We start from the raw sequence: 25,212 nt of genomic DNA, 5'->3' as shown, positions 1-25,212 counted from the left end.
CTTATTGCGTAAGGATTTAAAATGACTCAAACCAATCGTGTCAGTGTTGAGGCTGTTAAGGCCTATTTATTGGATTTACAGGATCGTATCTGTGCAGCCTTAGAAGTTCAGGATGGTCAGTCTCAGTTTGTCGAAGATGCCTGGGAACGTGACCCGAATGACAGTTCGCTGTCACTGACCGGTGGCGGCCGCACCCGGGTGATTGCTGACGGCGCTGTGATTGAAAAAGGCGGCGTGAACTTTTCTCATGTGAAGGGTCCTCAGCTGCCTGCCTCCGCCACTGCCAGCCGTCCGGAACTGGCGGGTCGCAGCTTCCAGGCTTTAGGTGTTTCTCTGGTGATTCACCCTAAAAACCCGTATGTGCCAACTTCTCATGCCAATGTGCGCTTATTTATTGCGGAAAAAGAAGGCGAAGAGCCAGTTTGGTGGATGGGCGGCGGCTTTGACCTGACACCATTCTATCCGTATGAAGAAGACGTGGTTCATTGGCACCAGACCGCCAAAGATTTGTGTGAACCTTTTGGTGTCGAGGCGTTCCCAAAGTACAAGCAATGGTGTGACGAATATTTCTTCCTCAAACACCGTAACGAAACCCGTGGCGTTGGTGGTTTGTTCTTCGACGATATGAACGAATGGGATGGCGAGCTGAACTTTGATAAAAGCTTCGCCTTTATGAAAGCAGTAGGTGACGGCTATATCGATGCCTACGTGCCGATTGTGGCCAAGCGCAAAGACGAACAGTTCGGCGAGCGTGAGCGTAAGTTCCAGCTGTATCGTCGCGGCCGTTATGTCGAATTTAATCTGGTGTTTGATCGCGGCACGATTTTTGGGCTGCAAACCGGTGGTCGCACCGAATCGATTCTGATGTCGTTACCACCGGTGGCTCACTGGGATTACGACTGGCATCCGGAACCGGGCTCTCCCGAAGCGCGTTTGTACGATGAGTTTTTACCGCACAAAGACTGGGTCTGAAAAAGCTGAAAGGTTAACAGTAGCATGACTGATTTATACGCTGTGATGGGCAATCCAATTGGCCATAGTAAATCACCACAGATACATACCGCATTTGCCAAAATTACCGATCAGGATCTGTTGTATTCCGCCATTCTGGTGCCACTTGATGGTTTTGATGCTGCGGTGGATGACTTTTTCCGACGCGGTGGTAAAGGTCTTAATATCACTGTGCCGTTTAAAGAAAATGCCTGGCGTTACGCTGATGCATTCAGTGCGCGGGCTAAGCGAGCTCAGGCGGTGAATACCCTGATCCAGCAGGATGACGGTACGGTATTGGCGGATAATACTGATGGTGTTGGCATGGTGCGTGACATCACAGTGAATCAGAACGTTGCTATCGAAAGCAAGCGGGTGCTGATTCTTGGTGCTGGTGGTGCAGTACGCGGTGTGTTGCAGCCGGTTCTGGAGCAAAGCCCGGCTGAGGTGGTAATTGCTAATCGTACCGTGAGCAAAGCCGAAGCACTGGCCGCTGATTTTACTGATCTGGGTTGCGTCAGTGGTTGTGGTTTTGCTGATGTGAAAGGTGAATTCGATCTGATTATTAATGGCACTTCCGCCAGCCTGGCGGGAGAGTTGCCGCCGATCCCGGCCGCGTGTATGACTGATAAAACCGTTAGTTACGACATGATGTATGGCGCGGAAACCACGGTATTTAATCAGTGGGCGTTAGATAATGGCGCTGCCAAAGCCATTGATGGTTTAGGCATGTTGGTTGAGCAAGCTGCCGAAGCATTTCGCTTATGGCGTGATGTGTTGCCACAAACACAGGCTGTGATGAACGCATTGCGAGAAGATCGCCGGGCATAACCCCACCTTGTTAACCGATTAAGCCGCTTTGTTGGATGTGAACTGCACCCCGACAAAGCGGCTTTTTTGTGCGTCAATTTGGTGCGCCTTTGCTTTGTCCACAAAAAAGGCCGCATAAAGCGGCCTTTTTTGTACTCGATAATCCGAAGATTATACAGAGTAGTACATGTCGAACTCTTCCGGGTGAGTCGTGTGCTCAACGCGGTATACATCTTCCATTTTCAGGTCGATGTAAGCTTCGATCATGTCTTTAGTGAACACGTCGCCCTGAGTCAGGAAGTCAGAGTCTGCCGCCAGGCATTCCAGAGCTTCACGCAGGCTACCAGCAACCTGTGGAATTGCAGCAGCTTCTTCAGCTGGCAGGTCGTACAGGTCTTTGTCAGCAGCATCGCCAGGGTGGATCTTGTTCTGAACGCCGTCCAGGCCAGCCATCAGGATAGCTGCGAATGCCAGGTATGGGTTAGCGGTTGGATCCGGGAAGCGAGCTTCAATACGCTTACCTTTAGGGCTTGCAACGTATGGGATACGGATAGAAGCAGAACGGTTACGAGCAGAGTATGCCAGCATTACCGGAGCTTCGAAGCCTGGGATCAGACGCTTGTAAGAGTTAGTAGACGGGTTGGTGAAAGCATTTAGCGCTTTAGCGTGCTTGATCACACCACCGATGTAGTACAGAGCCGTTTCGCTCAGGCCAGCATAGCCGTCACCAGCGAATTGGTTTTCGCCGTCTTTCCAGAAAGAAGTGTGAACGTGCATACCAGAACCGTTATCACCAACAACTGGCTTAGGCATGAAGGTAGCAGACTTGCCGTAAGCAGCAGCAACGTTGTGAACAACGTATTTCAGCATCTGAACTTCGTCAGCTTTCTTAACCAGCGTGTTGAACTTAACGCCGATTTCGTTCTGGTTAGCCGTTGCCACTTCGTGGTGGTGAACTTCTACGTCCAGGCCGATTGCTTCCATGGTGTTACACATAGCCGCACGGATATCGTGAGAGCTATCAACTGGTGGTACTGGGAAGTAACCGCCTTTAACGCCAGGACGGTGACCCAGGTTGCCGCCTTCCATTACAGCTTCAGTGTTCCAAGCTGCTTCGTCAGAGTTGATCTTGTAGAAACAACCAGACATGTCCGCGCCCCAACGAACGTCATCAAAGATGAAGAACTCTGGCTCAGGACCGAAGAAAGCTGTGTCGCCCAGACCGGTAGACTGCAGGTAAGCTTCAGCGCGCTTAGCAACAGAACGTGGGTCACGCTCGTAGCCTTGCATAGTTGCTGGCTCAATGATGTCACAACGCAGAACCAGAGTGGCATCTTCAGTGAAAGGGTCCATGTATGGAGTAGAATCGTCTGGCAGCAGAATCATGTCGGATTCGTTAATGCCTTTCCAACCAGCGATAGATGAACCGTCGAACATCTGGCCAGTTTCGAAGAATTCTTCGTCTACGTAGCGAGCAGGAATAGAAACGTGCTGCTCTTTACCTTTAGTGTCGGTGAAACGCAGGTCAACCCAGCGTACATCGTTCTCTTTGATCAAACTCAGAGTGTTCTCTGACATCTTATTATCTCCAGATGCTGGTTCAATTTGATACGGGGCATCAGCCCCGGCCGTAATGCTCAAACTTTGATGATTCCCTTGGAGCAATTAGTGTGCCACACAAGGGATGGCTGAAAACCGCACAAAATCTGGGCTTGTGATCAGGAAGTCACGAATGACTGCACCATAAGAATTCACGACCGAGATAATGGCACCAAAAAGGTGCAAAACAACTGTAATAGCCACTGTATTCCATAAAAGCATGCACATTATAGGTTCACATAGGGGTTTGCGTATACGAAAAAACACCAATGACCCGTCATAAAAATGATATGCCGCCGCGGCCTGAACTCAGGTATAATCGCGCCTCATTTTTTTATGGTGTTGATGCGTCCCTTCTGTTTGTCAGAATACAGGGGCTGAGATCGCAGCAACGCCCTCACTGTTAAGAAAGGCTAAAGCTGTGATCGATAACTTAAGAAATATCGCCATCATCGCCCACGTTGACCATGGTAAAACGACTCTGGTTGATAAGCTGCTGGAACAATCCGGAACTCTGGATCGTAACCAGGGCGGCGAGCGTGTGATGGACTCCAACGACCAGGAAAAAGAACGTGGTATTACCATCCTGGCAAAAAACACCGCCATTAAGTGGAACGACTACCGCATTAACATCGTAGACACCCCTGGGCACGCTGACTTCGGTGGTGAGGTTGAGCGTGTGATGTCGATGGTCGATTCTGTGTGTTTGTTGGTAGACGCGGTTGATGGCCCAATGCCACAAACCCGTTTCGTAACCCAGAAAGCCTTCGAGCGTGGTTTACGTCCAATCGTTGTGATCAACAAAATCGACCGTCCGGGCGCACGCCCTGATTGGGTGATGGATGAAATCTTCGACCTGTTCGACCGCTTAGGTGCAACCGAAGAGCAGCTGGACTTCCCGGTTATCTATGCTTCCGCTCTGAATGGTATTGCTGGTGATGATCCGGACAACATGGCTGACGATATGTCGCCACTGTTCCAGATGATTGTCGATCACGTTGAAGCACCAAAAGTGGAACTGGATGGTCCGTTCCAGATGCAGGTTTCCGCATTAGACTACGACAGCTTTGTTGGCGTAATCGGTGTTGGCCGTATTACTCGTGGTAAGCTGAAGCCAGGTACTGATATCCAGCTGATCACCGCTGAAGGTGATACCCGTAAAGGTCGTATTCAACAGGTGAAAGGTTTCCACGGCTTAAACCGTGTCGACGTTGAAGAAGCGGCTGCTGGTGACATCGTATGTATCTCCGGTATCGATGGCCTGAACATCTCCGATACTCTGTGTGACCCAAGCAATGTGGAAGCATTACCAGCACTGACGGTCGACGAGCCAACCGTATCCATGACCTTCCAGGTGAACAACTCGCCGTTCGCTGGTAAAGAAGGTAAGTTCGTGACCTCGCGTAACATCAAAGATCGTCTGGATCAGGAGCTGATCCACAACGTAGCATTGCGTGTTGAACCGGGTGACAGCCCTGAGAAATTTAAAGTATCTGGCCGTGGTGAATTACACCTGTCGGTACTGATCGAAACCATGCGTCGTGAAGGTTTCGAGATGGCGATTGGTAAGCCAGAAGTCGTTCAGAAAGAAGTCGACGGCGAACTGCAGGAGCCTTACGAGCAGGTAGTGATCGATATTGAAGACGATCATCAGGGTTCTGTCATGGAAGAGATGGGTAACCGTCGTGCTGAAATGACCAATATGGTTCCGGATGGCAAAGGCCGTACTCGCCTGGAATTCATTATGCCGGCCCGTGGCCTGATTGGTTTCCGTAACCAGTTTATGACCATGACCTCCGGTTCCGGTATTCTGACCAACGTATTCGATCATTATGGTCCGGTTCAGGCGGCACTGGGTTCTACGCGTCATAACGGCGTACTGGTATCTATGGTGGCTGGTAAAGTACTGGGTTATGCCCTGTTCACTTTGCAGGATCGTGGTCGTCTGTTTGTTGAGCCAGCGGTTGAAGTGTACGAAGGCATGATTGTTGGCTTGCACTCGCGTGATAACGACTTGGTGGTTAACCCAACCAAAGCTAAGCAGTTAACCAACGTGCGTGCGTCGGGTACCGATGAAGCCATCAACCTGACTCCGCCGGTTAAGCACACGCTGGAGCAAGCACTGGAATTCATCGAAGACGATGAGCTGGTAGAAGTAACACCAGAAAGCATTCGTCTGCGTAAGAAGCTGCTGAAAGAAAACGAACGTAAGCGCGCAAAAAACAAATAAGCGTTCCTTGTGTTTGATCAAACCCCGCCTGGCCTGTGCCACGCGGGGTTTTCTTTTGCAATTAAAGTCGTACTTCTGACTTCTGCGGTCTAATCTGAAAGCAAGATTGATTGAGACTGTTGTATGAATCAAAAATCCTGTTTGATCGTTGTGCTGTTGATCCTTTCCTTCGTCAGTAGTTCGTTATTAGCTCAGCAACCTGTTGTAACGCTAGGTTCGGGTTCTTCGATGCCTCCTTACGTTATACGTGATAAAGGTCGAGGTATTGCTCTGGATGTCTTTCGGGCTGCCATGGCTGTGACAGGTATCCGAGTAAATACCCGCTACGCGAATAATGCGGAAGTGGTCCGGGCCTTTAATGAGCGTCATGTGGATGCTGTTTTTGTTACCAGTACCCGCTTAACTCCAGATGCTTTTTTCTCCCGCTTGCCGCTGGCAGTTCTTCATAATCTGGTTGTGTCGCTTGATGATGAACAAGTTGATATTGAGCAGGTAAGTGATCTTGCGAATTACCGCACTGGTGCCTTTAAGTTAGCGGCTAAGCTGATGCCTCCTCCATTTGGTGAAGTGGTTGCTGGCGCAAAAGATTACCGCGAATACGCATTACAGATAGAACAAGTTGAAGATTTGTATCGTGGAGATCGTCAGGTGCTGGTGATGGATAAAACCATCTTTCGCTATTTTCTCAGTCAATTGAAACGCAAAAACCCACGTAATCCGAGTTATCAGCGTGAGGTTCATTTTGACGATTTATTTGAAAAGCGGCGTTATCACGCAGCCTTTCGTTCTGAAGCAATGCGTGATCAATTTGATAAGGGCTTTGATATGATCCGGGAGAATGGGCGTTATGAGCGTATCTTGCGAACGTATGAAAACCTGTTGGCGGATTATCTCGTACGTTAGATTCATCTGGTGTGATGTCGGTATAAAACAGGTGTCGTCGTAAAACAAAAACGCCCTGCTGGTATCACCAGCAGGGCGTTTTCTAAAGTCTGAAGCTATCTGCTACTCAGATGTCTTCGATCGACTTCAGCGGATAGTTTGCAGGCAGTGGGCCAGCAGACACACCGGTATCAATCGCTGCTTGTGCAACAGCAGTCGATACAATACCCAGCAGACGAGAATCGGTCGCTTTCGGGATAATGTAGTCTTTACCGAATTCCAGAGAATCCAGTTTGTACGCATCCAGAACTTCCTGAGTCACTGGTTCTTTCGCCAGATTAGCCAGTGCTTTTGCAGCAGCCAGTTTCATTTCTTCGTTGATGCGCTTAGCACGTACGTCCAGAGCACCACGGAAGATGAATGGGAAGCCTAATACGTTGTTCACCTGGTTCGGGAAGTCAGAACGACCAGTTGCCATGATGGCGTCCGGGCGAACTTCTTTAACGATTTCAGGCATGATTTCAGGAACCGGGTTGGCACATGCAAATACGATGGCGTTGTCTGCCATGGTTTTGATTTGCTCACCAGTCACCATGTTTGGACCAGACAGACCCAGGAAGATGTCAGCGCCTTCAATGGCGTCATCAACTGTACGCTTGTCGGTATCAACCGCGAAGCCTTGCTTGTACTGGTTCAGGTCGTCACGGCCAGAGTGGATAACACCTTTACGGTCACACATGAAGATGTTTTGTGGGTTCATGCCCGCCAGGATCAGCAGCTTGGCACAAGAGATAGCGGCAGCGCCGGCACCCAGAACGGCCATTTTAGCTTCTTCGATCTTCTTGCCCTGAATTTCCAGAGCGTTCAGAACACCGGCAACGGTTACGATAGCAGTACCGTGTTGGTCATCGTGGAATACCGGGATATCACACTGCTCGATCAGAGTGCGTTCGATTTCGAAACACTCAGGCGCTTTGATGTCTTCCAGGTTAATACCACCGAAGGTGTTAGCAATACGACGAACCGTGTCGATGAAAGCTTGTGGGCTTTCAGATTCAACTTCGATGTCGATGGAGTCTACGCCAGCGAAACGTTTGAACAGCAGAGACTTACCTTCCATTACTGGCTTAGAAGCCAGAGGACCCAGATCACCCAGCCCCAGAATCGCAGTACCGTCAGTAATTACAGCAACCATGTTGCCTTTTGCGGTGTACTTGTAGGCGTTCTCAGGATCTTCAGCAATCGCTTTTACCGGCTCAGCAACACCTGGGCTATAGGCCAGGGACAGGTCGCGTGCGGAGTTAGCAGGGGTAGTCAGCTCAACGCTGATTTTACCTGGCTTTGGATTAGCGTGGTAATCGAGAGCAGCTTGTTTCAAATCTTCTGACATAGTACTCGTCCAGTCTTGTCGCGTTGTAATAAAACCCAGGTGCAGCTTAAGTCCAATATCGACACAGGGGTTCAGGGGGCGTATTTAATATCAAAATCTTCACCCGGTTTCCACCAAAAACCGGGTTTTTACTTAGATTTGTCCCGAACAATCAGTGAAAACGCTTGCGCGGTAAGCGCATTACAATTCTCAGGCCCGGTGATTGGTTGGATGCTTCAATATTACCGCCGTGTAATTCAACAATACGATGCACTAATGCCAGACCAATACCATAACCACCGGAGGCGTGGTCGCGGGCGGAATCGACCTGAGTGAACGGATCAAAAATACGCTTCAGATCATCGTCTGGCACACCCGGCCCCTGATCCTGAATGGCAATTTCGATACTGCCATCTGCATTCAGGTGGGAGCTGACATCGAGCTTGCCGCCTGATGGAGAGAAGCGGATCGCATTTCGCAGAATATTGTCCACCGCACGTTCAACCAGCATCCAGTCCCAGTCGCACACGATATCGCTGGCCGGTAAGCGGCTTTGCAGTTGTAGCTGTTTTTCATCCATTTCAATTTCAGCATCACTGATCCAGCCGTGTAATTGCTCAGCAACCGGACGGGATTCCAGCTGAAGCTGATCACTGTCTTGTTGTTGCAGGCGGGCCAGGTCGAGAATCTGGCCTACCAGTCCATCCACCTGGCCAACGGCACGTTCGATGCGGTCGTGTTCACTCTGCAGTAAACCTTCAGGGTCTTTTTTACGGGCAATGCCTAGCGCAATTTGCAGTCGGGTTAACGGTGAGCGCAGTTCATGAGAGACATCGCGTAACAATTGCTGATGGCTTTGTAATAAGCGATTAAGCGCCTCAGACATATCCACGACATCAGCGGACAGTTCACCAATTTCATCATAACGACTGGCATCAGGTTCAATTTCGGAGACGTCGAAGTCGCCTTTACCGAGTTTACGCACGGTGCGTTGTAAACGTCGAATCGGGCGTGTCAGGCTCCATACCAGGCCCATGCTGAGTAAGGTGATGACGCCAAAAAAGGCGATAGGAATCATCCAGCGTTGTTCATCGTCCCAAACACTGCTCCAGTGCTTGCGGGTAATGCCGACGTATAAATAGTCGCCACGTTGAATCGGGCCCAGCATCAGCCAACCGTCGTCCTGCCCCCAGAGTACATCCCGTACTTCGGCGGCGGCATCGACAAATTCTTCAACGTCATAAGGAAGATGATTAATGGAATCGACGGGGACGGCAACCAGATTCCAGTCCGGCCGCAGTTTACGCCACAGCTTACGGCCTTCGGCCATGATTGGGCGTTTGTGCTCCATCAGGCGTAATAAATGAATACGCTCACTTTGTGTGGCTTTGCGGAAGTAGTCGTCTTCGATCCAGTGGCTGGTGGTGACGGCCGCCGTCATTGCCAGCAGAATCGCAGCCCAGAACCAAAAAAAGACTTTAACAAACAGGCTGCGAAATACCGGCATATCGATTACCCGCTGACCAGCTGGTAGCCGCGGCCGCGTACGGTTTTGATCCAATCGGAGTCGTCTTCACGTTTGCCCAGCTTTTTGCGCAGATTACTCACGTGCATATCAATCGAACGATCATAAGCCATCAGTGGTCGCCCTAAGGCTGCGATTGACAGTGTATCTTTATCAACCAGCTCGCCGACGTGCTCCATCAGACATTGCAATACACCAAACTCCGCCCCAGTGAGTGCCAGCTCGGTATTTTCACACGTGGCGACACGGGTCGAAGGATCAAGTTTCAGCGCGCCCACTTCGTAATTGGTGGTGGTTTTTTCATTGCCATCACTGGTCAGTTCGATACGGCGGAATAACGCGCGAATGCGTGCCAGTAATTCATGATGGTGGTAAGGCTTGGCAATGTAATCGTCTGCGCCATGCTCCAAACCCAAAACCCGATCAACACTTTCACCACGGGCGGTCAGCATGATCACCGGAATGGTCGACTTTTCGCGAACCGCTTTCAACACTTCAAAGCCGTTCATTTTAGGCAACATCACATCCAGCAGCACAAGATCGTAGTCGCCGCTTAATGCTGCCTGTAAACCAGACTCACCGTCCTGGCGGGTGGACAGTTCAAAGCCTTCCATGCCGAGGTATTCCTGCAATAATTCACCCAGCTCAAAATCATCATCAATCAGCAGAATCTGATACATAGTTGTTCTCCTTACAATTAGCAGGGAGGTTAGCGCTAGTTGTCTTTACATTACAGCGCTTTTGACCCTTCCTTACTCTGGTGTAAATAACTCGACACTACTGTCAAAAACTGACTGTCAGCAGCAAAGACTTGAATAGTGTTAACAGGCCCAGGTGCTGATCAGTCATGATCCAGCAAGGTCGCAATCCAGCGCGACTGCGGGCGGCTTTCCAGTGCGATCTTCATTACCATGGTTAACGGGATCGACAGCAGCATGCCAACGGGCCCCAGAATCCAGCCCCAGAACACTAACGAGATAAAGACCACCAGGGTCGACAGACCGAGCGAGCGGCCCATTAAACGCGGTTCGATAACGTTGCCAAAAACGGTATTGACCAGCACATACGAAATCCCCACCAGTACGGCTTCGCCAACGCCCAATTGAATCAAGGCAATTAACACCGCCGGGATGGCGGCAATAATAGAACCAATATTGGGGATGTAATTCAGCAGAAAAGCCACTAACGCCCACAACGGCGCATAATCGACACCAATAACCCACAGGATCAGGCCAATGGTACAACCGGTACCTAAACTCACCAGCGATTTAATGGCCAGATATTGCTGTACAGAATTACTGAAACGTTCAAACTGAACAAACGCAGTGGTTTCTTCGCCAAAAGCGCGCTTCAGTTTGGCCGGGAAGCTGCTCGCTTCCAACAAAATAAACACCACGGTAAACAAAATCAGGAAGGTGTTAGCCAGTACGCCACCCAGGCCGTTAAAGACACTGGCCACCATTTTCATCACGGCGCCTGGGTTAACGTATTCGGTGACAATATTGTCTGCGACTTCCAGCCCCATGCTGCGTAACCAGGCAACGGCATCGGTGACCAATGCCCCGAGTTTTTCTTCATACAGCGGCATGTCCTGATAGAAAGAGTTCAACGTGCTGCCGACCAGGGTCGCCACCATGCTGCCAATAAACACAAAGCCACACACCAGCATCAGGATGGCCAGTACATCGGGGATTTTGTGTTGCGTTAACCAGCGCATTAGCGGTGCGCTGATAACGGCGATAAAGAAGGCGAGTAAAAAAGGAATGATGATCGCGGCAGCGGCTTTGGCACCAGCAATCACAATGACGGCCGCGGCTGAAATTAAAAGGATATGGCCGGTTAGCTGAGTGCGCTCCTGCGTCATAGAAAAATCCCAGTGGTAGAGGGTGAAATAAATAAAATCGGAGCGCTAACATAGCAGAGTGTGACGATGGCTCACATGCTTTTTCCGCATTTTTTACTGGCTTTTTTGCATTAAGGGCTTGGCAAAATGTACGGGGTTTTATAATATGCGCGCCCTGTCATGCGGAAGTGGTGGAATTGGTAGACACGCCAGGTTTAGGTTCTGGTGCCGCAAGGTGTGAGAGTTCAAGTCTCTCCTTCCGCACCATTCTTTTCAGGCTTAGCCTGTTCATAGCGAACTCCTCAGGTAACACAACATGCCTGGTCTTTTGTTCCTTCTTGTTTTTTTAGTTTTTGGCAGCCTGCTTCAGAGTCAGTTTGCGTTACCGGTACCTGCAGCCATTATCGGCATGTTGTTGCTGTTGGTCTTTCTGGTTCTTCGTGGCAAAACCCCGGATTCGTTGCAGCACATCACTCAAACGCTGTCGCCACTGTTACCTTTGTTTCTGATTCCGGTCAGTAGCGGCATCGTGACTCAAAAAGCCATCGTCAGTGAATATGGCCCTGAGTTACTGGTCATTCTGGCAATCAGTCTGATTCCGGGCATCCTGGTAACGGGCTGGATCATGTCATCAGGTAAAAAAGGTGACAGCCAATGATGAATGAACTGTTATCTATGCCGCTGTTCTGGGCGATGTTAACCATCGCTGCATTTCTGGTTGGGCAAACAACCTACCGGCTGACCAATAACAGCCCGTTTTTGCCGCCCATCCTGACCAGTGTGGCGCTGGTGGCTTCGGTACTTGAGGCGACAGGAACCAATTATTCAACCTATATGGAAGGCGGCAGCCTGATTCATATTATGCTGGGGCCCGTCATTGTCATGCTGGCGGTGCCGCTGTATCAGTTTTTACACACCATGCGCTCACAGTGGCTGCGCATTTCGTTAGCGGTGACCTTGGGGAGCGGCACGACCGTGTTGGTTGCTGTTGTCCTGACGCAGTGGTGGATTGGTCATGATGCACTGGCAAAAACCATCGCCACGAAATCCATTACCACACCGGTTGCGGTGGCGATTGCTGAGCAGGTGGGTGGTCTGGCTGCGATGGCATCGGCGTTTGTGATTGCAACGGGAATTCTCGGAGCGGCAATGGCACCTGCGATGCTGAGGCTGGTTCGCAAGGACGATCCACAGACGGTTGGCCTGACGTTAGGGATTTGTGCGCATGCGATTGGAACCTCGCGGGCACTGGAGCTGGGTTCAGAGCAGGCTGCGTACTCGGCAATGGCTATGACACTGACGGCAACACTTCATGCCTTGGTGTTGCCGGGGCTGCTTACGTGGTTGGTTTAGAGGTTCTGGGTTTAGAGATTCTGGGTTTAGACTCGGTTGGTTTAACCCGCGTCCCCACGTTTTAATGACGCATGTTGTAAGAACATAGATAGTTTCTCCAACTGACGCTATTGTTAAAGGATCATCTTGTTAAGGGATCGTCTGCCCTTCAGGGAATTATATGGGCCGTAAATATACGCTGCTGTGGACTCTGGTTATTGCGACTGTTGCTATGCTGACAGTCATCTCGGGCTGGGTCATGTATCAGCAGAGCCTGAATCAGAAAAAACAATGGCTACAGCGCTGGGGAGAGCATTACGCCCGGCAGCTGACGACTTCTGACAGCTTTCCTCTTAGTCATGACGCACTGTCTGTTGATCAGCTTTCTCTGCGTTATGGTGTCAAAACCGACAGTGGTTTGCGTGTGGTATGGGAAACCGATGAGATTATTCCTATTTCCATGTTGCAGCGCGGCCTGCAACAGCATAGTGAGCCTGAATATTTCACCCTGAGTGGTGAGTCCTACCTGGCCCGTGCCTTTATGGTTGATAACAGCCGCAGCCTGGCGGTAGCAACACCCTTAAGCCATCTGTCGACCCCCATTATTAATAATATTGGCTGGATGTTATTGGCGCAGGTGGGGTTGTTGTTTGTGTTGCTCGCCTTGTCGCAGTCCAGTCGACATCGCTTTCGCAGTAAAGGCTTCTCTAAACCCGCGGATTGGGAGCATCTCAGTGGCGTGGCGTTTTTATTAGGTCCCGGTCGCTTTATCAGCGATACCAATCCGGTGTTTATTACAACGTTCGGCTCTGGGCCTGATATTCGTCTGGATGATTTGCTGATGAGCGCTGAAAAAGATGAGGTATTGCGCAAGCTGCAACAAGCCACCGATGAACAAAGAACGATCCAATTTGAGTGTTTTCTGATGGACGCCCTGCACCAGCAAAAACGTTGGGCGCTAACGGCCAAACCCTGGGGGCCTGCCGAACAAAAAGTATTGCTGCTATACGGTGATGATATTTCACAGCGTAATCAGATCGCCCAGGACCTACAGCATGAACAGCAACGACTGGCAGATTACTTTGATGCGTTGCCTATGTTGCTGGTGGTGTGTGATCGCTACGGCAATATCAGTCGTATTAATGATTATGCCCGACAAATGGTGGGTCGTAGTGAAACGGAATTAACCGGGCTATCGATTCAGCATATGTTGCCCCGCAGTCAAACCGAACGGTTGCTGAAGATGTGGCGTAAGCTGGTGACAACGGATACCGAGACGCTGTCGCTTGACTGCCCTCTGGTTTCGGTTACCGGCAAAGAGGCGATTATCAGCTGGCGTTTGACTAAGGTCAGTGCGCCGATATCCGGTGGTTTTGAAGTGGTGTTAGCCGGTCTGGACATCACTGAAACGGCGGCGAACCGTGAAGCACTGGAGCGTGCGAACAGTAAAATCAAAGAAGCGCTGTCCGAGGCGGAAATGGCCAACCACAGTAAGTCGGTATTCCTGGCCAGTATGAGCCACGAAATCCGTACGCCGATGAACGGTATTCTCGGTGCGGCTGAGTTGTTGATGGACAGCGACATGGACTCGGAACAGCGTAATTACCTTGGCATTATTCACAGTTCTTCTCATGTATTGCTCGACATCATCAATGACATTCTTGATTTGTCGAAAATTGAATCGGGTAATCTTGAAATTGAACGGATCGAGTTCGATCTCAATCAGCTGCTGACCGATTTATATCAGCTGTTCCATGAGCCTGCTCGTCGCAAAGGACTATCGCTGGTGTATTTTTGTGAGTCAGACATACCGACGCACTGGTATGGCGACCCTAAACGCATCCGGCAGATTATCACCAACCTGGTGAATAACGCGCTCAAGTTCACTGAAAATGGCCATGTGGAAATTCGCCTGGGGGCTCAGCGTGTCAGCGATGGTTGTTATCAGCTGGAAATTGCGGTGAAAGATACGGGTATAGGTATTTCGGCTGAAAAACTTGAACGGGTCTTTTCAGCCTTCCGTCAGGCCGATACCAGCACCAGTCGAAAATATGGTGGCACCGGACTGGGTCTGACGATCAGTCGTCATCTTGCGCAAGCAATGAAGGGTGATATTCAGGTGGAATCTGAGTTGGGCATAGGCAGTCGTTTTTGTCTGACGCTGCAGTTGATGGAAGCCGAGACACCGCACCCGGTTAGTGAGCAGCGCAAACAAACGATGGACTTGTCTGAATTGCCATCACTGCGCGCAAAAGTGTTGCTGGCAGAAGATAACCATGTGAACCAGCGCATTGCTGAGAAAATGCTGCAACGTCTGGAACTGGCGTGTGACGTTGTTGAGAATGGTGAGCAAGCAGTCACCGCTATTTTGCAAAAAGACTACGACCTGGTGCTGATGGATGTGAACATGCCGGTACTGGACGGCATTGCCGCGACGGAGCGTATCCGTGATTTGTCGTACCCGAAAAATCAGGTGCCCATCCTGGCGCTAACCGCTAACGCCATGATGGAAGATAAAGACCGTTGCCTGCAGGCCGGTATGAATGGCTTTGTCAGTAAGCCGATTAAACTGGAGTTGCTGGGCAAGGCCATCGCTGGATTGTTAAACCGCGGTGATGATGCTTCATAGAGTTTGGCCCTGAAAACGACCGGCCAGAAATTCCTGCGCCAGCGCCAGGGCAGCAATAGCACGGCCTTCGGTACAATCCTCTCGGCCGTACAGTTCGTGCAGATTCGCCAGTTTCCACTCCACCAGTTCTAAGGGCTCCGGCTCATCGCCTTCGAGTTTGGATGGGTACAAATCACGAGCGAGTACTACATCTATGCCGCCGCTCATATAGCTGGGCGACAGACTCATTTTTTTCAGGTGAATAAACTCGTTAGCGGCGAAACCAATTTCTTCCTGTAATTCGCGGTTACAGGCATCACGCAGGGTCTCCCCTAAATCCACGGCACCTTTGGGCAGCGTCAGAGTGTAATCTTCCACACCACCGCCATACTCACGAATCAAAGCCACTGTTTCATCGTCCAATAATGCCACCATCATGACGGCGCCAGAGCCACCGGGAACCAGGCGCTCATACGTGCGTTCTACGCCATTAGAAAACCGTAAATCAAAGGATTCAATGCGGAATAAACGGCTTTGTGCCACCATAGAGCGATGCAGAATTTCGGGTTTTTTATGCATACCTGACCTGTAACCATCCTGAGTGTGAGAATGAGTATAACCCTATGAGCCTTCCTGATTGGCAACAAATTGATACCGTGCTGCTGGATATGGACGGCACCTTGCTGGATTTACACTTTGATAATTATTTTTGGCTGACTCATATGCCCAAAGCTTACGCCGATCATCACGACATGAGTGAAGAAGATGCCCTGGCAGAGCTGAATAAAAGCTTCGTTGGTTTAAAAGGCACCTTGAACTGGTATTGCCTTGATCACTGGAGTGAGCTGACCGGATTACCTATCACAGAACTTAAGCGAGATGTGCAGCATAAGATTGGTTTCAGGCCTCATGTGAAAGACTTTCTCGCAGCACTTAAAGCTATGGGCAAGCGTACGGTGATTGTGACGAATGCTCATCGTGATAGCGTAGACCTGAAAATGGAGCACACGCAATTAGATCAGCTGGTGGATCGGGTGATTTCCTCCCACGATTACCGGGAGCCAAAAGAAAGCCAGGCATTTTGGGAGCACTTGTTGCGTGAAGAACCTTTTGATAAAGATCGCACCTTACTGGTGGATGACAGCCAGGCGGTTTTAAAATCAGCAGAAACCTGGGGTATCCGCTGGTTATTAACCATTTACCATCCGGACAGCCAGAAAGCCCCAAACACCGACAGTGAATTTCCGGGCGTGCACCACTTTAATGAGTTGGATTTTTAAGGCCCTAACCATAAAACTTAAGGCCTAACCATAAAACCCTACACGGATGTCATGACTTCTTTAGCTTCCCCCCAAATTTATAGCGACCAGATTGACCACCTAGCATCACAAATGTTTGTTGGATCACTCGGCAATATCTTGATTGCGACATTCAGCGTGTGGCTGTTTTATGATGCGGCCATTCAAGCCTATTTATTCGCTTGGTTGGCTCTGGTGAGTTTTTCCGCCGTGTTTAATTATATCTATGCCCAGTACTGCCAGAAAAACACCCGTATAGAGGCGCATAAACGGCTGCGCCGCTTTTGCTTTTTAGGCGCACTAACCGGCCTTGCTTGGTGTATTCCCGCCGCTTGGTTGGCGAGTGAAATGCCCGAGGCGATTGCGCCGGGTTTTGGTAACTTTTATTTGGTGATTTTAATGATGGGTTTAGCGACCACGGCCATGGGATCGGCCGGTTCGTATTTGCCGTTTTATTTTACGGCGATTATGCCCATTATGATCACGGTGAGCGTGGCGTGTTTTATCAGTGAACACCCGCAATTGGATATGACCTCCATGGGAATTGCCTTGGTGCTATTTACCTTGGTGACGTTTGCCAAAGTGACGCAATTTAATAAAACATTAATACAGTCGTTTGCCGCCCAACATGAAAATCAAGCCTTGGCAGAAAATTTTCGCCGCGCTAAAGAAGACGCGGAACAAAGCAACCTTGCCAAGTCACAGTTTTTAGCCGCCGCCAGCCATGATTTGCGCCAGCCGCTACACGCATTGGGGTTGTATTCAGAATTACTGGAGCAAGAAGACGACCCACAAAAGCTGCAACAACTGGTACAGCGCATTCGCAACAGCACGGGTTCGTTAAGAACCATGCTCAGTGCCATTCTGGATTTATCTCAACTGCATTCCGGCGACCTGCAATTGCGCCACGAGGTGATGGAAGTTGATCGCCTTTTCGGTCAGCTGCGCGATAACTTTGAAAACAGCGCGGCTGATAAAGGTTTGTCGCTGACGTTTTATGGTCATCGTCATTGCATACACTCAGACCCGGTGGCGATCTCACGAATTCTTTCCAATTTGCTGAGTAATGCCATCCGTTATACCTCGGAGGGTCGGGTTATTGTGGCCTGTCGACGGCGAGACAATCAGTGCCTGTTTCAGGTTTGGGATTCAGGGATAGGCATTTCACCCGACCAGCAACAAAAAATTTTTACTGAATACGTGCAATTAAATAATCCACAGCGGGATCGTAATCAGGGGTTGGGACTGGGGTTATCCATTGTTAAAGGGCTTTGCCAGAGTATTGGTAGTGATATTCAGTTGGCATCAACTCCGGATAAGGGCAGCTGCTTTTCATTTTTTGTTGATGCTGCGGCCGCAGAGGTTACTGCATCGGACCGTGACACCATAGAAAGCCACAATCTGTCGCGGAAGCAGGTCCTGTTGGTCGATGATGATAGCGATAATTTAGAGGCTGCTCGTCAGCTGCTGGAGCGTTGGGGAATGGCCACCATCTGCTACACGACGATGGCCGAAGCATTACAATACTTGCATGCCCAGCGTCCGGATATCGTGATCAGTGATTATCGTCTGGCGGATGGAGATGGCGCCTCTTTGCTGCAGCAATCGCAACAAATGTATTCTGACCTTCCGGGGTTGCTGCTAACCGGGGATACCGACCCAGAGCTGTTAGTGCGTATCCGCGATGCTGGGGTATTGGTGTTGCATAAGCCGATTCGTCCAGCGAAATTACGACATGCTATTCAGCGGCAAATGCAACAAGCAGATACAGAGACTGTGGTAGAATGATGCTCTTTTCGGCTATACATCACCCAGAGCAATATGTCTGATAAAAACACTTCAAACAAAGTTCGGTTAGATAAATGGTTGTGGGCCGCCCGTTTTTATAAAACTCGCGCCATCGCCAAAGGGGCTATTGAAGGCGGCAAAGTTCATTACGATGGCCAGCGCTGTAAAGTCAGTAAAACGGTGGATCTGGGAGCCAAGATTACCCTGCGCCAGGGATTTGATGAAAAAATCGTTGAGGTGAAAGCCATCTCCGATCAGCGCCGTGGTGCACCCGAAGCACAAAAGCTTTACGAAGAAACTGCCGCCAGTATTAAAAAGCGCATGGATGAAGCTGAGCGTCGTCGGGTGATGAAGTCGTCGATGTTAATCCCTGATCATAAACCGAATAAAAAAGAACGTCGCGATATGCAAAAATTCCGGCAGGAACAGGATATTGATTGGTAACCCCCATTTGGGGGAATCTCTGAAGCAGGAAACCCCTCTAAAATAACACATGGCTGTTATCAGCTATGGTCGTAGTAAAGTATCTATAACGGCCCTGTCACATAGTGGTTAGGAAAAATAGCAAGGAATAAGCGGATGCCCCGAGTATTAATTCTGGATGATCATGAATTGTTTCTGGAAGGTGCGCATCTGATTTTTTCCACCCATGCGCCAGAATGGGAAATCATTCCGGTATCTGATACTCAGCAAGCTTTATCCGTGATTCATTCTAAAGATATTGACCTGTTGTTAGTGGATATTGATTTACGCGATGATGACGGTCTCAATTTTGTACAGCACGATATTCCCGAAGACGCTTTAATACCATTTGGTGTACTCAGCGCCAGTGAAGATCAGCGCAATATTCGTCGTGCTCGTTCTGTTGGTGCCAGCGGTTATATTCGAAAAGACTGCTCTGGCAAACAAATGGTGAATGCCGTAAGACGCATGTTGGCGGGGGATCTTGTCTGGAGTAGCCAGCCAGAGAATTTTGACCAGACCGGATTGAGTGAGCGCCAATTAGAGATATTGCAGTTATTGGCCGATGGCAAAACTAATAAAGAAATTGGTCGTCAGCTAGACGTATCTGCTGAAACGGTTAAATCTCACCTGAAAATTTTATTCCGCAAGCTTGATGTTTCCAGCCGCTCTGAATGTGTCAAAAGAGCCATTACTGAAAAACTTATCTGATCCCCCAAACGGGGGAATGTCATCGGTTGCACCACTCTCTAAAATTTCGGTTTTTTAATTGTACGTAATTGGAGAGTCGAATGGGGAAAGTCGCCACATGGATGGTATGCATGATCTTTTTAGTGTCATGCGGTGGATCTGATTCTGGAGGTAACTCCACTTCTGCTCCGGAAAAAACAACGATCACGTCAGTTTCCCCATCAATTTTTGATGTGCGCGGTGGTGAAAGAGCTTATCTCGAGAGTGGTCCTTTTCAGCAACAAGCAAATTATTCTGTATTAGTGAATGATGTTGTTGCGACTGATGTCGAAATAGAGTCCGAGCAGAAGCTATCCTTCGTGGTTCCCGAAGGTGAAAAAACTGGCACAGCCAATATTGTATTAATGAAAGATGCAACAGTCGTTGCGCGCCTAAATGATAAGGCCGAGTATTCAGGGGTCGTTCCATTAACCGTTTATTCCATAACGCCATCACAAGTGGATTTGGCAGTTAGTGATACGGTTGTTGTGGTCGGTAAAGGATTTAACGAGCAGTTGACTCTGTACGTCGCTGATCAACCGACACCTTATCATCTGGTAAATAGCCGGCGCCTGGAGTTTTCTCTGCCTGTCCACCTGGAAGGTGATATCAATATTCGCCTGGAGCAGGGTGAACAGTCACTTTCGCCAACAGCTCCGGTGAATGTGACCAATAATCAGGTTGCTATTTCTTCGTTACAGCCTGCTGAAATAAATACCAGTGGTGGCACTGAAGTTCGGATTCTGGGAGGGCGCTTTTCTCCAGATACCCGCGTTAGTGTGGCAGGGACTCCAATAGAATTAGTGACTTATATTTCAGAGCAAGAACTGTTAATCACTACGCCTTTCCATTCTCCGGGCACGGTGACGGTTGAGGTAAGTCAGGGAGCGGATGACAATAATCTTAAGCGCGCTACGGCGCACTTATTGTATATCGACCCATTTGCCGATGTTCAACCGTACTTAGTCAGCGCAACGGCTTTAAGTAATACACAAGTCCGCGCTCAATTCAGTGAGCCAATGTCGTCTTCTTTATTACAGGCAAGCTATAGTTTTGTCGGTGAAATCGGTGCAGCTGGGTTAGCCGTTACAGATATAAAATTTGCCGATACAGCCCAGACAACGGTGGATATTGATGTATTACCAATGTCTGAAATGAATTATACCCTTGTGGTAACAGGGGCACGCGATGCGTCAGGTGTTGCCATTTCATTAGCGGATCGAAACCAGAATAATCAGGCTATTTTTTATGGCGTTGGCGATAGCAGCCAGGCCGATAGCGATAATGATGGTTTGAGTGATAGTCAGGAGCAACGCGGCTTTACCGTACGCTATCAAACCTTGGACGGTGAATGGATTAGCGAAGACGTTAGTTCTGATCCTCTTAAAGCGGATACGGATGGTGACGGTTTAAATGATATTGATGAATATACTGAACGTACTCACCCACGTTTAGCCGATACTGATCGCGACCAACTGAGCGATGGGGATGAAGCCGATCAGTTTGGTTCTGATCCTCTAAAACAAGATACCGATGGCGATGGCTTACACGATTTTGAAGAATTAAATTTTGGCACTTCACTTGTTTTGGCTGATACCGATGGCGACCAATTTAGCGATTACGCAGAGCTGTTTGAACGCAATCGTAATCCGCGCATTGCCGATATTCCTTTACCTCAAGTAGAGGTAGAAAGTTTAACGGCAGCCATTGATGTACGTTATACCTCCACCGAATTTAACGGCGAAAGCCGCACCAGTGAAGAAACATTTTCTACCACTCGCAGTCGTGAAAGTGGCGGCAGTGATACCACAACTAATACGGTTTCTCTTGGTGCAGGATTTGGTGATGGTAGCGCACCAGAAGGCGGTCTCAGTTTTGTTGCAGGCTTTCTTTCTCGGTTTTGGTTCTCGGCTAATTATGAGGATCAGCAGGAAAGCAGTTCTTATCATGCTAATTTAAATGAATTTAATAATTCATCAGCCTCAAGCTTTGCGAGTGAAACCACCTCTGAAATAACTCGTGAAGTTATAGATGGCCGTATTACCGTAGCCGTGAACTTCTCTACATTATCAGACGTTGCATTTACACTGCGTAATATTGAATTAAGTTTAATTATTCGTGATAACGAAAATCCAGATGCTTATAAGCCCATCGCGACTTTGTTACCAATCAATACGGATCTGGAAGTGAATATTGGGCCGCTAGCGTCTAGTCGTGGGCCGATTTTATTTCATGCTGATGCGCCAATTCCATCTGAGGTGGAAGCCATCATGAAAAACCCAACGCCTTACGCGGTTGAAGTTGCCAATTACAACCTTGTGGATGAAAACCAGCGCAATTTTGCTTACAGCTCGCAAGAGATTAATGAGCGTACCGCCACCTTAGCCATTGTTTATAACGACGGGCAAACCGCTAAAGAACAGCATCGAATTGCTACTTCAGGTTTATTCGATTTAGCAACCGGTGCACAGCTCGGCGTGAGCCTGGATGCTGCCTTAAAAGGGCTGCAGCTGTATCCGGTAGATGATGCGGGAAAAACCGTTGCAGAAATCGAAATCAGTTCTCAACCTAGCCCGGCCGGTGATGGTGCATTACTTCCTGGTGAGGTGTACTTAAACCGTAGTTATTCGATAACCAACGGTCAGTTGACACGGGTGCGTAGCACTCAAGTGCAGATGGAATCCGGACAGCCAAAAGGTTATGACAGCTGGGTGTTGCTGAATAATAATGGCCGCGCAATTCCAGTGGCTAATCTGGAAACTACCTATTTAAAACAGGGGGAGACCTATTTATTAACCTACACCCGTGACGTGGATGGAGATGGTTTAACCCTCGCCGAAGAAATGCTGCTGGGCACCAAAGATACTCAGTGTGATACCGACGGCGACACATTAAGTGATTATCGCGAAGTGTACGGCAAGCCTATCCCTTATTTTTTAGCCGAAAATCAAAATGCACCACGTGCGCAGTTAAAAAATTTATGTGAATACGGCGCTCAATATCCGATTTACGATGCTACAACACCAGAATTTTACACCTGGCGCATCGGTATTTTTGAAAACAGCGATGTAAGCATTCGTTCTTACCGCGCCTATTCCAATCCTTTGATTGCTGATAGTGATGATGATGGCCTGGATGATGGTACTGAATTTGCCATGAGAACCCGTAGTGATGAGCTACCACCGATTTGGTATTCAGACCCATTGTTAAAAGATACAGATGATGATGGTCTTAATGATGCCAAGGAAAGTGAGTTGGGTTCAGATTTGAATATTCGTGACTCCGATGGCGACGGGCTTACTGATGGATTGGAAGTTGCGCTTAAAAATGATCCTTTAGATGGTACTGATGCATCACGCGTGAATGACCAGGATAATGATGGCTTGATTGATCGTTTTGAGGGATCAGGTGCGATCAATGCTTGTGGAGATTCGTATTTTTATACTGGCAACTTTAAGCCAGCCAGTACATCCGACCAGGATGGTGATGGACTGCCAGATGTGTGGGAATATTACTTGTGCACCAACCCATTTAGTGCTGATACAGATGGCGATAAATTAAGTGATTTTGATGAATGGAATCACTCCAGTACTGTGGATTATGAAAATACTGATAGCAATTTAACCTTTAACGCTCAGCGCTTCGCCCAAGCAAAAGCGGCCTGTGACTATGCAAAAAACTGCAATCTGAAGTCGGCTATTAATGGGAAGGAAAGTCTTAAATTGGGTACCAATCCATTAGTTAAAGACACCGATGGCGATGGTCTTAAAGATAACGACGAAGTGGACGGCTGGCAGGTGTGGCTAGAGGAATACACTAGTGATGGTCGTGTGGCACCCTATAATGTGACTTCAAATCCGCTGATTGCTGATGCCGATGGCGACGGTTTAAACGATGGTGAAGAATATAAAGCGAAAACTGACTCTAATAAAAAAGATACCGATGGTGATGGCCGTGATGATGCCAAAGACAGGGGCGATGGCTTTAATCCGCTGCAAGTGGACTTTGAAGTCGAGTTCAGCATTCGTAATATTAATGTGCTGGAAAACGGAGAGGCCTTAACTAAAGGGAGCCCTCCCAATGAGGTAACAAACCCTCAGGAATTTGCTGCTATTTATTTTTATTATATTGATCTGGTTTCTCCGTTAGGTGATGGAGAGTCGGTTCAATTTTTAACTAAGGGCGGTAACCGAAATAGCCGGACAAGACGAAAGACGCTTGGTGATCAGTTTGAATCCAATACAAAGTGTCCAAGTAGTTCAGGCTTAATCTCTGTAAAAGATGGTGATTCCGCATTCTATGATGGTGTTAACAAGCTGACTAAAACTGTGATTTTAAACCGTTACTCCAAATTGTATTACTCGATGAAAGTCGGTGAGATGGTTGATGGTGGGAGCCCCCCTACTCCACAGTGCACTTTTTCAAGTGGTTATGCGGCTCCCAATATTGGTCTTGATCTTGACTGGGTGATGTTATCCGGAGGTGTAGGCAATAGCTCCTATGAAATCAGTGGCGCAGACTTTATTGGTAACGAATTTCAGGTATACGAATACGCTCCTACTGAGGTACGAAAATTACGCGAAGGTAAAAGCTTTGATAACAATCGCCCTGATATTCGCATTGGTATTGTTGGGCGACGAGTCAGAAATAACTGAGCCTTCCTATTCTTTAGTCGGCATGAATCTGCAGGCTGACTAGCGCGGTGCTTATATCCTTTGGAGCTGATGCCCTGGATGAGCACCGCTAACTTCTCCACCCTCCCAGGAGTGGACTTTGCCCTGGCAGTCAGTTTTGCCAGGGCTTTTTTCTCTAATTGCGGCCTTACGTCGACGTTAGCCATTGAATTGCTCTCCCCACGCCCTAACATAGCAGCGGTACATTTTAGAGAGCCCGCCATGAACAGCGCCGATACCCTGCAACGTTTCAGTTTTGATAACACCGATATTCGCGGCGAAGTCGCGCATTTAAATGCCAGCTTCCGAGACGTGATGAAGCGACATCAATACCCTGCGATGATTGCCATTGAACTGGGTGAGTTAATGGCGGCCACGGCGCTGTTAAGTGCCAACCTGAAGTTCGCCGGACGTCTGACCTTACAGGTTCGCTTGCCGGGTAATGTGTCGTTATTGCAGGCCGAAACCAGTGAAAAAGGTGAGCTGCGCGCGATTGCCCGTTATGACGATTCCGTCGCGGTGGAGGAGCTGAGTTTTGATAACGGCCAGATGGTGATCACCATTGAACCGGAAGAAGGCCAGCGTTATCAGGGCATCACCGCCATTGAAGGCGGCAACATTGCCAAAGCCATGGAAGAGTACTTTGAGCAATCTGAACAATTGGCATCACGCTTCTGGCTTGAATGTGACGGTGAAAATGCCGCTGGGTTTATGTTGCAGAAGATGCCTGCGATGGAATCGTCAGACGTGGATGCCTGGGATCGCTTAACCCATCTTGCCAGTACTTTAAAGCAGGAAGAGTTATTACAGCTAAATAATGACGTATTGCTGCATCGTTTGTATCACGAAGAAGAGATCCGGGTTTATGAACCATCGGATCTTAAGTTTTTCTGCACCTGCTCCAAGCCACGCCTGGCTACCGCACTGATGCAATTGGGTTACGATGAGCTGGATACCATGCTGCAGGAAAGCAGTAAAATCGAAGTGAACTGCGAGTTCTGCCAGCAGCATTATAGTTTTGATCGTGCTCAGGTAGATGAGTTGTTTCCACAACGAAACCCTCACTGACCCGAA

At 48.9% G+C, this 25,212-nt stretch carries 19 protein-coding genes and 1 tRNA gene; 14 read left to right on the top strand and 6 right to left on the bottom strand.

Translation table 11 applies throughout. The features are described 5' to 3' along the window. Positions 1 to 21 precede the first annotated feature (21 nt). On the top strand, positions 22 to 972 hold the full coding sequence (hemF, locus tag KFF03_RS17445; RefSeq protein ID WP_255858198.1) for an oxygen-dependent coproporphyrinogen oxidase: 951 nt from the start codon (positions 22 to 24) through the stop codon (positions 970 to 972). Positions 973 to 996: 24 nt separating this feature from the next. After that, complete coding sequence (gene aroE / locus KFF03_RS17440) at positions 997 to 1,821, top strand: shikimate dehydrogenase (protein WP_255858197.1); 825 nt, start codon at positions 997 to 999, stop codon at positions 1,819 to 1,821. A gap of 150 nt (positions 1,822 to 1,971) precedes the next feature. Here aroE and glnA read toward each other — a convergent pair whose 3' ends face one another. Beyond that, entirely contained in the window at positions 1,972 to 3,378 is a 1,407-nt protein-coding gene (glnA, locus tag KFF03_RS17435; protein ID WP_255858196.1) for a glutamate--ammonia ligase, read from the bottom strand. Positions 3,379 to 3,820: 442 nt separating this feature from the next. On the opposite strand from glnA, the gene typA reads away from it, so the two are divergent. Then, positions 3,821 to 5,629 carry a translational GTPase TypA gene (gene typA / locus KFF03_RS17430; RefSeq protein ID WP_255858195.1) on the top strand — a complete coding sequence of 603 codons (1,809 nt, stop codon included), beginning with the start codon at positions 3,821 to 3,823 and terminating at the stop codon, positions 5,627 to 5,629. A gap of 123 nt (positions 5,630 to 5,752) precedes the next feature. Further along, the gene (locus KFF03_RS17425) at positions 5,753 to 6,532 is read left to right on the top strand and encodes an ABC transporter substrate-binding protein (RefSeq protein WP_255858194.1); all 780 of its coding nucleotides are present in this window, start codon (positions 5,753 to 5,755) and stop codon (positions 6,530 to 6,532) included. Positions 6,533 to 6,638: 106 nt separating this feature from the next. Here KFF03_RS17425 and KFF03_RS17420 read toward each other — a convergent pair whose 3' ends face one another. The 4 genes from KFF03_RS17420 to KFF03_RS17405 all read right to left on the bottom strand — a co-directional run bounded on the left by KFF03_RS17420 (position 6,639) and on the right by KFF03_RS17405 (position 11,269). Continuing rightward, positions 6,639 to 7,901 (bottom strand): malic enzyme-like NAD(P)-binding protein, encoded by a 1,263-nt coding sequence (locus KFF03_RS17420; protein ID WP_255858193.1) that lies wholly within the window; start codon positions 7,899 to 7,901, stop codon positions 6,639 to 6,641. A gap of 151 nt (positions 7,902 to 8,052) precedes the next feature. Next, on the bottom strand, positions 8,053 to 9,387 hold the full coding sequence (locus KFF03_RS17415) for an ATP-binding protein (protein WP_255858192.1): 1,335 nt from the start codon (positions 9,385 to 9,387) through the stop codon (positions 8,053 to 8,055). A 5-nt stretch (positions 9,388 to 9,392) separates the two neighbouring features. Continuing rightward, complete coding sequence (locus KFF03_RS17410; protein WP_255858191.1) at positions 9,393 to 10,085, bottom strand: response regulator; 693 nt, start codon at positions 10,083 to 10,085, stop codon at positions 9,393 to 9,395. Between the two features lie 161 nt (positions 10,086 to 10,246). Then, complete coding sequence (locus KFF03_RS17405; protein WP_255858190.1) at positions 10,247 to 11,269, bottom strand: AI-2E family transporter; 1,023 nt, start codon at positions 11,267 to 11,269, stop codon at positions 10,247 to 10,249. Positions 11,270 to 11,430: 161 nt separating this feature from the next. Between KFF03_RS17405 and KFF03_RS17400 the strand changes: the two genes are divergently transcribed. From KFF03_RS17400 to KFF03_RS17385, 4 genes are all read left to right on the top strand, one after another. Beyond that, a tRNA-Leu gene (locus KFF03_RS17400) sits at positions 11,431 to 11,515 on the top strand. 49 nt (positions 11,516 to 11,564) lie between these two features. After that, positions 11,565 to 11,906 carry a CidA/LrgA family protein gene (locus KFF03_RS17395; protein ID WP_255858189.1) on the top strand — a complete coding sequence of 114 codons (342 nt, stop codon included), beginning with the start codon at positions 11,565 to 11,567 and terminating at the stop codon, positions 11,904 to 11,906. Next, positions 11,903 to 12,601, top strand: coding sequence for an LrgB family protein (locus KFF03_RS17390; RefSeq protein ID WP_255858188.1), 699 nt, complete (start codon positions 11,903 to 11,905; stop codon positions 12,599 to 12,601). The genes KFF03_RS17395 and KFF03_RS17390 overlap by 4 nt, the downstream gene beginning before the upstream one ends. Positions 12,602 to 12,761: 160 nt before the next feature. Beyond that, positions 12,762 to 15,209 (top strand): PAS domain-containing hybrid sensor histidine kinase/response regulator, encoded by a 2,448-nt coding sequence (locus tag KFF03_RS17385; protein WP_255858187.1) that lies wholly within the window; start codon positions 12,762 to 12,764, stop codon positions 15,207 to 15,209. Here the strand turns inward: KFF03_RS17385 and nudE are convergent. After that, positions 15,204 to 15,767 (bottom strand): ADP compounds hydrolase NudE, encoded by a 564-nt coding sequence (gene nudE / locus KFF03_RS17380; RefSeq protein ID WP_255858186.1) that lies wholly within the window; start codon positions 15,765 to 15,767, stop codon positions 15,204 to 15,206. The genes KFF03_RS17385 and nudE overlap by 6 nt on opposite strands. A 44-nt stretch (positions 15,768 to 15,811) precedes the next feature. On the opposite strand from nudE, the gene yrfG reads away from it, so the two are divergent. The 6 genes from yrfG to hslO all read left to right on the top strand — a co-directional run bounded on the left by yrfG (position 15,812) and on the right by hslO (position 25,206). Next, positions 15,812 to 16,468: a GMP/IMP nucleotidase gene (gene yrfG, locus KFF03_RS17375; protein WP_255858185.1), complete on the top strand. Its 657-nt coding sequence runs from the start codon at positions 15,812 to 15,814 to the stop codon at positions 16,466 to 16,468. Positions 16,469 to 16,519: 51 nt separating this feature from the next. Further along, entirely contained in the window at positions 16,520 to 18,274 is a 1,755-nt protein-coding gene (locus KFF03_RS17370; protein ID WP_255858184.1) for a hybrid sensor histidine kinase/response regulator, read from the top strand. A 33-nt stretch (positions 18,275 to 18,307) separates the two neighbouring features. Beyond that, positions 18,308 to 18,718: a ribosome-associated heat shock protein Hsp15 gene (gene hslR / locus KFF03_RS17365; RefSeq protein WP_255858183.1), complete on the top strand. Its 411-nt coding sequence runs from the start codon at positions 18,308 to 18,310 to the stop codon at positions 18,716 to 18,718. 135 nt (positions 18,719 to 18,853) lie between these two features. Beyond that, the gene (locus KFF03_RS17360) at positions 18,854 to 19,447 is read left to right on the top strand and encodes a LuxR C-terminal-related transcriptional regulator (protein ID WP_255858182.1); all 594 of its coding nucleotides are present in this window, start codon (positions 18,854 to 18,856) and stop codon (positions 19,445 to 19,447) included. 110 nt (positions 19,448 to 19,557) lie between these two features. After that, positions 19,558 to 24,120: an IPT/TIG domain-containing protein gene (locus KFF03_RS17355; protein ID WP_255858181.1), complete on the top strand. Its 4,563-nt coding sequence runs from the start codon at positions 19,558 to 19,560 to the stop codon at positions 24,118 to 24,120. Positions 24,121 to 24,360: 240 nt separating this feature from the next. Beyond that, a complete protein-coding gene (gene hslO, locus KFF03_RS17350) occupies positions 24,361 to 25,206 on the top strand; it encodes an Hsp33 family molecular chaperone HslO (protein WP_255858180.1) in 846 nt (281 codons plus the stop codon). Positions 25,207 to 25,212: the final 6 nt, after the last annotated feature.

The sequence above is a fragment of the Bacterioplanoides sp. SCSIO 12839 genome (genome assembly GCF_024397975.1).
In the GTDB taxonomy this organism is placed as follows: Bacteria; Pseudomonadota; Gammaproteobacteria; order Pseudomonadales; family Oceanobacteraceae; genus Bacterioplanoides.
This window is presented reverse-complemented; position numbering and strand designations above follow the sequence as displayed.